Origin of the sequence: Cupriavidus sp. a3, from assembly GCF_051015765.1 — a bacterium.
GTDB classification, from domain to species: domain Bacteria; phylum Pseudomonadota; class Gammaproteobacteria; order Burkholderiales; family Burkholderiaceae; genus Cupriavidus; species Cupriavidus oxalaticus_A.
Genome location: NZ_CP170644.1, coordinates 47,345 through 58,455, shown reverse-complemented (window position 1 = coordinate 58,455; position 11,111 = coordinate 47,345). Strand labels below are relative to the sequence as shown.

Annotated in this window: 11 protein-coding genes and 1 pseudogene; 6 read left to right on the top strand and 6 right to left on the bottom strand. The window is 67.6% G+C overall.

Going from position 1 to position 11,111, the window contains the following annotated elements:
• Positions 1–15 precede the first annotated feature (15 nt).
• Positions 16–1,050 (bottom strand): aldo/keto reductase, encoded by a 1,035-nt coding sequence (locus ACAD63_RS22180; RefSeq protein ID WP_195430341.1) that lies wholly within the window; start codon positions 1,048–1,050, stop codon positions 16–18.
• 293 nt (positions 1,051–1,343) lie between these two features.
• Between ACAD63_RS22180 and ACAD63_RS22175 the strand changes: the two genes are divergently transcribed.
• From ACAD63_RS22175 to ACAD63_RS22165, 3 genes are read left to right on the top strand one after another with little or no spacing between them, the layout of a single operon-like run.
• Positions 1,344–2,573, top strand: a complete 1,230-nt coding sequence (locus tag ACAD63_RS22175; RefSeq protein WP_434034346.1) for an NAD(P)/FAD-dependent oxidoreductase — start codon at positions 1,344–1,346, stop codon at positions 2,571–2,573.
• 42 nt (positions 2,574–2,615) lie between these two features.
• Entirely contained in the window at positions 2,616–3,347 is a 732-nt protein-coding gene (gene fabG / locus ACAD63_RS22170; protein ID WP_133095610.1) for a 3-oxoacyl-ACP reductase FabG, read from the top strand.
• A gap of 20 nt (positions 3,348–3,367) precedes the next feature.
• Positions 3,368–4,582, top strand: coding sequence for a cation:proton antiporter (locus tag ACAD63_RS22165; protein ID WP_434034345.1), 1,215 nt, complete (start codon positions 3,368–3,370; stop codon positions 4,580–4,582).
• A 60-nt stretch (positions 4,583–4,642) separates the two neighbouring features.
• On the opposite strand, the pseudogene ACAD63_RS22160 reads toward ACAD63_RS22165, so the two are convergent.
• The 5 genes and pseudogenes from ACAD63_RS22160 to argG form a co-directional block, all read right to left on the bottom strand.
• A pseudogene (locus ACAD63_RS22160) lies at positions 4,643–4,717 on the bottom strand (glutathione S-transferase family protein); the annotation flags it as partial.
• A 32-nt stretch (positions 4,718–4,749) separates the two neighbouring features.
• Complete coding sequence (gene pip / locus ACAD63_RS22155; RefSeq protein WP_135703322.1) at positions 4,750–5,703, bottom strand: prolyl aminopeptidase; 954 nt, start codon at positions 5,701–5,703, stop codon at positions 4,750–4,752.
• Between the two features lie 70 nt (positions 5,704–5,773).
• Positions 5,774–6,163 carry a type II toxin-antitoxin system HicB family antitoxin gene (locus ACAD63_RS22150; protein WP_135703323.1) on the bottom strand — a complete coding sequence of 130 codons (390 nt, stop codon included), beginning with the start codon at positions 6,161–6,163 and terminating at the stop codon, positions 5,774–5,776.
• 24 nt (positions 6,164–6,187) lie between these two features.
• Entirely contained in the window at positions 6,188–6,370 is a 183-nt protein-coding gene (locus ACAD63_RS22145; RefSeq protein WP_135703324.1) for a type II toxin-antitoxin system HicA family toxin, read from the bottom strand.
• 128 nt (positions 6,371–6,498) lie between these two features.
• Entirely contained in the window at positions 6,499–7,824 is a 1,326-nt protein-coding gene (gene argG / locus ACAD63_RS22140) for an argininosuccinate synthase (RefSeq protein WP_135703325.1), read from the bottom strand.
• A 301-nt stretch (positions 7,825–8,125) separates the two neighbouring features.
• Between argG and ACAD63_RS22135 the strand changes: the two genes are divergently transcribed.
• Genes ACAD63_RS22135 through ACAD63_RS22125 form a run of 3 tightly spaced genes read left to right on the top strand, consistent with a single transcriptional unit; the run spans position 8,126 to position 11,102 of the window.
• Positions 8,126–9,289: a CaiB/BaiF CoA transferase family protein gene (locus ACAD63_RS22135; RefSeq protein ID WP_135703326.1), complete on the top strand. Its 1,164-nt coding sequence runs from the start codon at positions 8,126–8,128 to the stop codon at positions 9,287–9,289.
• Positions 9,290–9,330: 41 nt separating this feature from the next.
• Positions 9,331–10,302: a Bug family tripartite tricarboxylate transporter substrate binding protein gene (locus tag ACAD63_RS22130; protein WP_135703327.1), complete on the top strand. Its 972-nt coding sequence runs from the start codon at positions 9,331–9,333 to the stop codon at positions 10,300–10,302.
• 23 nt (positions 10,303–10,325) lie between these two features.
• Positions 10,326–11,102 (top strand): enoyl-CoA hydratase, encoded by a 777-nt coding sequence (locus ACAD63_RS22125; protein WP_135703328.1) that lies wholly within the window; start codon positions 10,326–10,328, stop codon positions 11,100–11,102.
• The last annotated feature ends 9 nt before the right edge of the window (positions 11,103–11,111 follow it).

The following is an 11,111-nucleotide window of genomic DNA, read 5'->3' as shown; positions in this document are numbered from 1 at the left end:
CGGCGTGCGTCGCTGTCATGCCTGCTGCGCGCGTGCCACCGGCCGTCCCCCGAACGGGTAGCCCGGGTCGTTGTAGCCGTGGGTCGACGCATGCCCCGGCGCGACCAGCGCATCGATCATCGATTCTTCGTCGGGCGTGATCGCAGCCCCGAGCGCACCGAAGTAATCTTCGAACTGCGCCAGCGTGCGCGGCCCCGCGATAACCGACGAGATGATGGGGTTGGCCAGCACCCACGCCGTGGCGAACTGCCCCGGCGTCAGGCCGCGCGCCTCGGCATGCGCCTTGAGTTGCTGTGCGATCACCAGCGATTCCTCGCGGAATTCGGTTTCCATCATGCGGCGGTCGGCACGGCCGGCGCGCGTGCCCTGTTCCGGCGCCTGTCCGGGCGCGTACTTGCCGGTCAGCACGCCGCGCGCCACCGGGCTGTAGGGCACCACACCCAGGCCGTAGTGCTCGCAAGCCGGCAGGATCTCCACCTCGGGCAGGCGGTTCAGCAGGTTGTAGTACGGCTGGCAGGCCACCGGGCGCGGCACGCCCAGCTCGCCGCACAGCCGCGCGATCTCGGCAATGCGCCAGCCGCGGAAGTTCGACACCGCCCAGTAGCGGATCTTGCCGCTGCGCACCAGGTCGCCCATCGCGCGGACCGCCTCTTCCAGGTTCTCGCCGGGATAGTCGCGGTGCAGGTAGAGGATATCGATGTAGTCGGTCGCGAGCCGGTGCAGGCTGTCCTCGACCGCGCGCGTGATCCACACGCGCGAGTAGTGCGAGTGGTTGGGCGCGGGCTGCATTACGTTGCCGAGCTTGGTCGCCAGCACCCAGTCGTGGCGGTTCGCGGTCAGCAGCCGGCCGACCATCTGCTCCGACGCGCCCTTGGTGTAGACATCGGCGGTATCGATGAAATTCACGCCGTGGTCACGCGCGCTGGCAACGATGCGCGCCGCCTCGGCCTCGTCGGTCTGGTCGGCAAACATCATGGTGCCCAGGCACAGCGCTGAAACGCGCAGGTTGCTGACGCCGAGGCGGCGGTAGGGCATGGTGGTGGCTGGCATGGGATTCTCCGGAAGGGGGGTGTGACCACGGTCCCACATTTTGCCGGGAGTTGGGCAGGCTTGCCGGCAAGCGCACCGTCAGATGGCGGGCAGCGAAATAAACGCGGCCGCCATGCGCTTTTTATTGCACCCCTTGCAGCACCTTTGCTGCACACCCGATTCCGCGCGACAGCGCCCTGAAATGGTTTCAAGATGTTGCTGGAACGCCAACTGGCGACGATTTACCGCCATATTCTTGCGTTTGCCGGCGGCGCCCACCCCGCCGGCCTGACCAGGAACAAGGATCGGACACCATGCAAACGGAAACCACGGATGTCGTCATCATCGGCGCAGGCCCGGCCGGCTCGGTCGCGGCGGGCCTGCTGCGCAAGCACGGAATCCCGGTACTGGTGATCGAGAAGGAAATCTTCCCGCGCTTTTCGATCGGCGAGAGTTTGCTGCCGCAGAGCATGGCCTATATCGAAAGCGCCGGCATGCTGCGCGCGGTGGTCGAAGCCGGCTTCCAGTACAAGAACGGCGCCGCGTTCTCCCGCGCCGGCCAGCACACCGCCTTCGACTTCCGCGAAAAATTCTCTCCCGGCTGGGGCACGACCTACCAGGTGCAGCGTGCCCGCTTCGACGATGTGCTGATCCGCGAGGCGGCACGCCAGGGCGCCGAGGTCCGTTTCGCGCATCTGGTCGAGAACGTCGATGTCAGCGGCGCGCAGCCCGAGGTGACGGTGCGCGCGCCGGACGGCAGCCGGTACCGGGTGCGCGCGAAATTCCTGCTCGATGCCTCGGGCTTCGGCCGCATCCTGCCGCGCCTGCTCAAGCTGGAGTCGCCGTCGGGCTTCCCGGTGCGCAGCGCGCTCTTCACCCATGTCGAGGACCGGATCGCGCCGGGGGGCTTCGACCGCAACAAGATCCTGATCAGCGTGCATCCGCAGCACCCGGATGTCTGGTACTGGACCATCCCGTTCTCGGACGGCCGCTGCTCGCTCGGCGTGGTGGCGGAGAAGGCGTTCCTGGACAACTACACCGGCACCGAGACCGAGCGGCTGCGCGCGCTGGTGGCCGAGGAGCCCGGGCTGGCGAGCCTGCTTGCCGATGCCTGCTGGGACACCCCGGCGCGGCAGATCGCGGGCTATTCGGCCAACGTCAGTTCGCTGTGGGGCAATGGCTACGCGCTGCTCGGCAATGCCGGCGAATTCCTCGATCCGGTGTTTTCCTCCGGCGTCACCATTGCCTTCAAGTCGGCCAGCCTGGCCGTGGAGTGCCTGGTGCGCCAGCTCGGCGGCGAAGCGGTGGACTGGGAGAAGGATTTCGCGCAGCCGCTGCGAGCGGGCGTGGATTGCTTCCGCGTCTTTGTCGAAGCATGGTATGAAGGCCGCTTCCAGAAGCTGATTTTCTACCCCAATGCCACGCCGGAGATCCGCAGCATGATCAGCGCGGTGCTGGCCGGATATGCCTGGGACCGCAACAACCCGTTCGTCGCCGATCCGCGCCGCCGCATGGCGGTGCTGGAAGAATTCTGCAACGTCTGACCGCCGCCGAGCCGGCATGGCAATTCTGCAAGGACAACAAGCATGACCAATCCGACCGTACTGGTCACCGGATCGTCGCGTGGCATCGGCCGCGCCATCGCGCTGCGCCTGGCGCGCGATGGCTATGACGTGGTGGTCCATTGCCGCGCACGCCGCGACGAAGCCGAAGCCGTGGCCGACGCGGTGCGCGCCCATGGCAGCAGGTCGCGCGTGCTGTGCTTCGACGTCAGCCGCCGCGACGAGGCAGCGGCCACGCTGCTGGCCGACATCGCCACGCACGGCTGCTACTACGGCGTGGTCTGCAATGCCGGGCTGGCCCGCGACGCGGCCTTCCCGGCCATGACCGGCGCCGAATGGGACGAGGTGGTGCACACCAACCTCGATGCCTTCTACAACGTGCTCAACCCGGTGGTGATGCCGATGGTGCAGCGCCGCCAGCCTGGCCGCATCGTCACGCTGTCGTCGGTCTCCGGACTGGTCGGCAACCGCGGGCAGGCCAACTACAGCGCCGCCAAGGCGGGCATCATCGGCGCCACCAAGGCGCTCGCCATCGAACTGGCCAAGCGCGCCATCACGGTCAACTGCGTCGCGCCCGGCCTGATCGACACCGACATGGTCGAGGCGCACGTGCGCGAGGAAGCGCTGCGCCTGATCCCGGCGCGGCGCATGGGCACGCCGGACGAGGTTGCCGCCACCGTCGCCTTCCTGCTGTCGCCCGATGCCGGCTATATCACGCGGCAGGTGATTTCGGTCAACGGCGGGATGTTCGGGTAAGGCATGGCCGGGGAGATCCGATGAACGCGGTAAGCATCTTCTTCCTGCAGGCCATGCTGGTGGTGGCGCTTCCCTACCTGCTGTGGCGCGGCGCGGGCCTGCAGGCCGCCTTTCCGCTGGTGGCGGTGCAGGTGCTGGCCGGCATCCTGCTCGGGCCGTCGGTGTTCGGCCAGCTGGCGCCCCAGCGCTGGTCGGCGCTGTTCGGCCCCGATCACCTGCCGATGCTGTCCGGCCTGCAATGGCTCGCCGTGACGCTGTTCTGCTTCCTGACCGGCCTGCATTTGCGCGAAGACGCGGCGACGACGCACTGGCATGACACCCTGCGCATCTCGCTGGGCAGCATCGCGGCGCCGTTCGTGCTCGGCGGCGTGACGGGATGGTGGATGATCCGCGCCGGCTGGCCGGTGGCGGGCGAGCATGCCGATCCCTACTGGTTCGCCTGCGCGATGGGGATCTGCACCGCGGTCACCGCGCTGCCCGTGCTAGGCGCGCTGCTGCGCGAGATGCGGCTGACCGGCACGCCGCTGGGCCAGCTCGCGCTGCGCTGCGCGGCGGTCAATGACGCGTGGGTGTGGCTGTTCCTGACGCTGGTGCTGCTGCAGCAGGGCAGCCAGCAAGGCGCCAGCGCGCTGGTGACCGGAGTGCGCGCCGGCGCCTACCTCGCCTTCATGTTCGGCGTGGTGCGCCCCGCGCTCGCCTGGCTGCTGCGCCGCGCGCAGGACACGGAACTGCTGCTGGCGGTCGCCTTCTTCCTGGTGCTGGCGTCGGCATTCCTGGGCGAGCTGGCCGGGCTGCATCACGTGATGGGCGGCTTCGTCGCCGGGCTGGCCTGGCCGTCGCAGGCGGCACAGCGCGTGCGCCAGCAGCTGGAACCGATGACGGTGGTGGTGCTGTTGCCATTCTTCTTCCTTGCCGCCGGGCTGCGTACCGAGATTTCGCTGCAGGAACCGATGACGCTGTGGATCGCCGCACTGTCGCTGGTCGTCGCCATTGCCGGCAAGATGGCCGGCGTTGCGCTGCCGGCGCTGCGCGCGGGCATGGGCTGGCGCAAGTCGCTCGCGCTGGGCGCGCTGCTGCAGACCAAGGGACTGGTCGAGGTGGTGGTGCTGACCGTGCTGCTGGACGCGCGCGTCATCAGCACGACGGCATTCTCGGGGCTGCTGCTGATGGCGCTGGCCAGTACACTGCTGGCGCGTCCTCTGACCTTGCTCGCGACACATGGCCGCTTGCGCTGAGCGGCGGCCGGAGGCGCGAATGGCATCCTGTCGCTTGCCGCCGGCGATCGCCGGCTGCTTTCAGTCCCGGTCCGGCGCGCCCGGCGGAAAGAGCGAGCGATAGGGCCGCGCCTCGTCGACGGCGCGTGCGAAGAGCTGCATCGTGGTCTCCTGTCGGCGCGCCAGCACTACGCCGCGGCGAAGCGGTCCGTGGCGGCGATCAGCTGGTCCATGATCCCCGGTTCCGTCCACGCATGGCCCGCCCCTTCGATCAGGTGAAAATCGGCCTTCGGCCAGGCCTTGTGCAGGGCATGCGCATAGCGTACCGGGCACGGCATGTCATAGCGGCCATGTACGATGACCCCGGGAATATCCGCCAGCCTGTACGCATCGCGCAGCAGCTGGCCATCCTCCAGCCAGCAGCGGTGCGTGAAGTAATGGTTCTCCAGCCGCGCAAAGGCAAGCGCGAAGTGGCTGTCGTCATGCTTGGCGCTGTTGCCGGCATCCGGCAGCAGCGTGATGGTCTCGCCTTCCCACACGCTCCAGGCACGCGCGGCTTCGACCTGCTTGTCCTTGTCGTCGCCGGTCAGCAGCTTGCGATAGGCCGCCATCATGTTGCCGCGCTCCGCTTCGGGCACCGGCGCCTGGAAGCGCTCCCATTTCTCGGGGAACATCTCGGACACGCCATACTGGTAGTACCAGTCCAGCTCTGCCTGCGACACCGTGTAGATGCCGCGCAGCACCAGTTCGCTGACGCGCCGCGGATGCTTCTGCGCATAGGCCAGCGCGAGCGTCGAGCCCCAGGAGCCGCCGAAGACCAGCCAGCGCTCCACGCCGGCAAGTTCGCGCAGCCGCTCGATATCGTCGACCAGGTGCCACGTGGTGTTGTGCTCCAGCCCGGCATGCGGCGTCGATCGTCCGCAGCCGCGCTGGTCGAACAGCAGCACGTCATAGCGCGCCGGGTCGAACAGGCGCCGATGGTCGGCCGAGATCCCGCCACCGGGGCCGCCGTGCAGGAACACCGCCGGCTTGGCGCCCGGCGTGCCGACGCGCTCGTAATAGAGCACGTGGCCGTCGCCGACATCGAGCGTGCCGCAGTGGTAGGGCTCGATTTCGGGGTAGAGGGTACGGAGGGAGGGCATGGGGGGTGGCTCCGGTGGTCTCGAGGCCACAGTGTACGCTGCCGCAATGGGGAATCGCGTCAGCCGCCGATCAGCCTTGTTCCATCTCGTGCTGTGCCGCCAGCGCGAGAAATGCCGATCGGCTCATATGCCGGCTTTTGGCAGCATCATCGATTTGCTGGACCAAGCGCTCTGGCAAGCTGATGTTCACCCGTACGGCTCTTGTGTTGACGCGCGACAAGTCGATGTCGACCAGCATCCAGATGCCGCCCTGATACTGCGGATGATGAAACCAGCGCTCCGGACTGGATGGTTCGGGAATCGGCTCCCCGTCGGCAAAGTGGGCTTCGACAGCCTCCTGCGCGTTGGCTGGAATGTCCGCCCAGTCATCGGCAGCGGAAAAGCATCCGGGGAAATCCGGAAACGAGATGCCGTGGGCGTGCTTTGCGTCGCCGGGCTCGATATGGACGGGATATAGCATGGGGCGATCAGAAAAAATTTTCTGTTACCGGAGGCGGGCCTGCTTGAGGATGCTGCGCACCGTGCCGAGTGGCAGGTCTTTCTTCGGGTGAGGCACCGTTACCTTTCCTGGTTTGGTGGGGTGCCTGAACTGATGGTGCGATCCGACGATGTGCGTCAAATACCAGCCGTCGGACATCAGTTGCCTGATCAGGTCCGCGCTCTTCATTTGCGCAACTTTACACAACACGCGCTGAGCCGTCCAGCCGGTGTTGCCGGAGACGGCGAAAAAAAACCGGCACCCAAAGGCGCCGGTTTTGCTTACCTGGCAAATCGTGCCAACCGGCGCGACCCCACTCAGTCTTCCAGCTTCGGCAGCGAAGCGCTCACCTGCGTCGACAGCAGGCCGGTCTTGGCGTACGTCTGCAGCTTCTCGCGCGTATCGACGATATCCAGCGTGCGCATGGTCAGCTGGCCGATCCGGTCCAGCGGCGTGAACATCGACTCGCCCTTTTCCATCGTCAGCCGTTCCGGCTTGTAGGTCAGGTTGGGCGAGGTGGTGTTCAGGATCGAGTAGTCGTTGCCGCGGCGCAGTTCGATGGTGACTTCGCCGGTGATGGCGCCGGCCACCCAGCGCTGGGCGGTTTCGCGCAGCATGATGGATTGCGGGTCGAACCAGCGGCCCTGGTACAGCAGGCGGCCCAGGCGGCGGCCGTTGTCGCGGTACTGCTCGATGGTGTCTTCGTTGTGGATGCCGGTGATCAGGCGCTCGTAGGCGATGAACAGCAGCGCCAGGCCCGGGGCTTCGTAGATGCCGCGGCTCTTGGCTTCGATGATGCGGTTTTCGATCTGGTCGCTCATGCCCAGGCCATGGCGGCCGCCGATGCGGTTGGCTTCCATGAACAGGTCGACGCTGTTGGCGAAGGTCTGGCCGTTCAGCGCGACCGGCTGGCCTTCCTCGAAGCGCACGGTGACTTCCTCGCGCTTGACTTCGACGTCATCGCGCCAGAACTGCACGCCCATGATCGGCTGGACGATGCGGATGCCCGAATCCAGGTGCTCCAGGTCCTTGGCCTCGTGGGTGGCGCCCAGCATGTTGGAGTCGGTCGAGTACGCCTTTTCGGCCGACATCTTGTAGTCGAAGCCGTTCTGGCGCATGAACTCGGACATCTCGGCGCGGCCGCCCAGTTCGTCGATGAACTGCTGGTCCAGCCACGGCTTGTAGATCTGCAGGCCGGGGTTGGTCAGCAGGCCGTAGCGGTAGAAGCGCTCGATGTCATTGCCCTTGAACGTGCTGCCATCGCCCCAGATGTTGACGCCATCTTCCTTCATCGCGGCGACCAGCATGGTGCCGGTGACGGCGCGGCCGATCGGGGTGGTGTTGAAGTAGGTGATGCCGGCGGTGGAAATGTGGAACGCACCGCACTGCAGGGCGGCGATGCCCTCGGCCACCAGTTGCGTGCGGCAGTCGACCAGGCGGGCTTCCTCGGCGCCGTAGGCCTTGGCGCGGCGGGGGATATCGTCGTAGTCGGGCTCGTCGGGCTGGCCCAGGTTGGCGGTGTAGGCGTAGGGGACGGCGCCCTTCTGGCGCATCCAGAGGAGTGCCGCGCTGGTGTCAAGGCCGCCGGAGAAGGCGATACCGACGCGCTCGCCGGTAGGAATGTGCTGCAGGATGGTAGTCATCGCCAGAAATCTAAGTGAATTTGTCGGCTCTTGGGCGGGCTCCCGCCGCGTCGCCCGGAAGGGTGCCAGCGCGCGGAAGCACGGCGACGCGGCCGGCCGAGTCACGGGCCGAGTCAGTGCCAAACGCGAATTGTGACACGGCAGCGCCCACGCGCCAAACGCAGGCCAATGCCGGGTCGCGGGCCGCACCCCGGCGGAGCGTTGAAAAGCCGCGAACGCGCCCTTCAAAACTCTCGACTGGTTAGCTCCCGGGACCCCTCCCTATACTGCGCCGCATCGTCGTTTTGAGAGCGGAGTCGTCATGCTGCATCGCGCCCTGCAAGGGATCCGGGTCCTGGACCTGTCGCGCATCCTCGCCGGTCCCTGGTGCACCCAGAACCTGGCCGACCTGGGCGCCGAGGTGACCAAGGTCGAACATCCCCGGCGCGGCGACGACACCCGCGGCTGGGGCCCGCCCTACCTCGACGCGCCGGCCGGCACCGAAGGCGGTCCGCGCCTGTCGGGGTACTTCATCTGCTGCAACCGCGGCAAGCACTCGGTGGCAATCGACTACAGCACGCCGGAAGGCGCCGCGCAGGTGCGCGAGCTGGCGCGCGAGGCCGACGTGCTGGTCGAGAACTACAAGGTCGGCACGCTGCGTCGCTACGGGCTCGACTACGAAGCCCTAAAGGCAATCAACTCACGCCTGGTCTACCTGTCGATCACCGGCTTCGGCCAGGACGGGCCGATGGCCGACAAGCCCGGCTATGACTACGTGTTCCAGGGCATGGGCGGCTTGATGAGCTATACCGGCCAGCCCGACGGCGCCCCGGGCGCGGGGCCGCTGCGCACCGGCGTGGCGGTGGTGGACCTGAGCACCGGCATGTATGCGACCTCGGCGGTGCTGGCCGCGCTGTACCAGCGGCAGTCGACCGGTGCGGGCGCGCATCTCGATATCGCGCTGCTCGACGTGGCCGTGGCGATGAATGCCAACCAGGCCGCCAACTACCTGGTCTCTGGTCAGAACCCGCAGCGCAGCGGTAATGCGCATCCCAACTGCGCGCCGTATGAAGTGTTCCGCTGCGCCGACGGCCACCTGATCCTGGCGATCGGCAATGACGGCCAGTTCGCGCGCTTCTGCGCGGTGGCGGGCATGCCCGAGCTGGCGCAAGACCCGCGCTACGCCACCAATTCGGCGCGCATCGAGCACCTGCCGGCGCTGCGCGCGCTGCTGGCCGAGCTTTTCCCCACGCGCACGCGCATCGAATGGACCGAAGCGTTCGACGCCAACGGCGTGCCCTGGGGCCCGATCCACACCATGGACGAAGTCTTCGCCCACCCGCAGGTGCAGCACCGCGGCCTGATGCGGGTAGCGGAGCATCCCGTCATGGGCCGCGTGCCGATGGTGCGCAACCCGATGCTGGCGGGCCACGACGGCCCGCTCATGCCGCCGCCGCTGCTGGGCGAGCAGAGCGCCGCGAATTGATTGCCCTGCAAGACACACAAACCCTGCTCCGGAGACAACCGATGAAGCCAGTCCTTTCCACCGTTGCCCTGTTCGCAGCGCTCGCCACTGCCGGCGCCGCGCAGGCCAGCGCCTACCCCGACCGCCCGATCAAGCTGGTCGTGCCCTACGCCGCGGGCGGCACCACCGACATCATCGCCCGCATCGTCGGCACCCATCTGGGCCCGGTGCTGGGCCAGCCGGTGGTGGTCGAGAACCGCCCGGGCGCCGGCGGCGCGGTGGGCAGCGCCTATGCCGCCAAGCAGCCCGCCGACGGCTACACGCTGGTGATGGAGGTGGAAAGCTCGCACGCGGTCAATCCCAACGTCTACGTCAAGACCGCGTATGACCCGGTGAAGGACTTCGCACCGATCAGCAACCTCGCCGACGTGCCGAACGTGCTGGTGGTCAACCCGTCGTTTCCGGCCACCGACCTGCAGGCGTTCATCAGGCTGCTGAAAGCCAATCCCGGCAAGTACTCGTTTGGCTCGTCGGGCAACGGCGGCCTGAGCCACATGAACGGCGAGCTGTTCATGAACGCCACCGGCACGCGCATGCTGCATGTGCCCTACAAGGGCCTGGGCCCGGCGCTCAACGATGCGGTCGCGGGCCAGATCCAGGTCGTGTTCGACAACATCCCCTCGTCGTCCGCGCTGATCCAGGGTGGCCGGCTGAAGCCGCTTGCGGTTGCGGCGAAGCAGCGCCTGAAGGTGCTGCCCAACGTGCCGACCTATGCCGAAGCCGGCCTGCCGGCGATGAACAACCCGTCGTGGTTCGGGCTCGGCGCGCCGGCCGGCACGCCCGCCCCCATCCTCGACAAGCTGAACCAGGCCGTGCGCAAGGTGCTGGCCGAACCCGACGTGATCGCCGCGATCGAGAAGCAGGGCGCGATCCCCGCGCCCACCTCGCGCCAGGCCTTCTCCGACCTGGTGCGCGGGCAGAATGCGCACTGGAAGAAGGTCGTCGACGATATCCGGTTCACCAGGCTCCAGTAAGCCAGCCACCAGCAAGGAACGACATGAGCGAAACCATCCAGGAACAATACGCCGGCGTCGACGTCGACGCGCGCGGCATTGCCACCGTCACCATCCGCGACGCGGGTTCCCTCAACATCCTCGGCACGCCGGTGATCGCCTCGGTCACGCGCGCGATCGAGGCGCTGGCCGCCAACGATGCGGTGCGCGTGGTGGTGCTGCGCGGCAGCGGCGACAAGGGCTTTGTCGGCGGCGCCGATATCAAGGAAATGGCCGCGCTGGACCGCGCCAGCGCGCAGGCATTCATCAGCGGCCTGCGCCGCCTTTGCGACGCGGTGCGCCATTGCCCGGCGCCGGTGATCGCGCGCATGCCGGGCTGGTGCCTGGGCGGCGGGCTGGAGCTGGCGCTGGCGTGCGACATCCGCATCGCCGCCGACAATGCGCAGCTCGGCATGCCCGAGGTCAAGGTCGGCATCCCGTCGGTGATCCACGCGGCGCTGATGCCGCGCCTGATCGGCAATGCGCGCGCGTCATGGCTGCTGCTCACGGGCGAGATCGCCAACGCCGAAGACGCGCTGCAGTGGGGGCTGGTCAGCCGCGTGGTGCCGCTGGATGCGCTGGACCAGGAGGTCGAGCGGGTGGCCGCGCTGCTGGCGGGCTTCGGTCCCGTTGCCGTGCGTCAGCAGAAGCGTTTATTGCGCGAATGGGAAGATGCGCCGGTCGATGTTTCGATCAACAACAGCGTGGCGGAATTCGGCAGCGCGTTCGACACCGGCGAGCCGCAGCAGCATATGGCCACGTTCCTGAACCGGAAGCGCTGACCTGCGCGC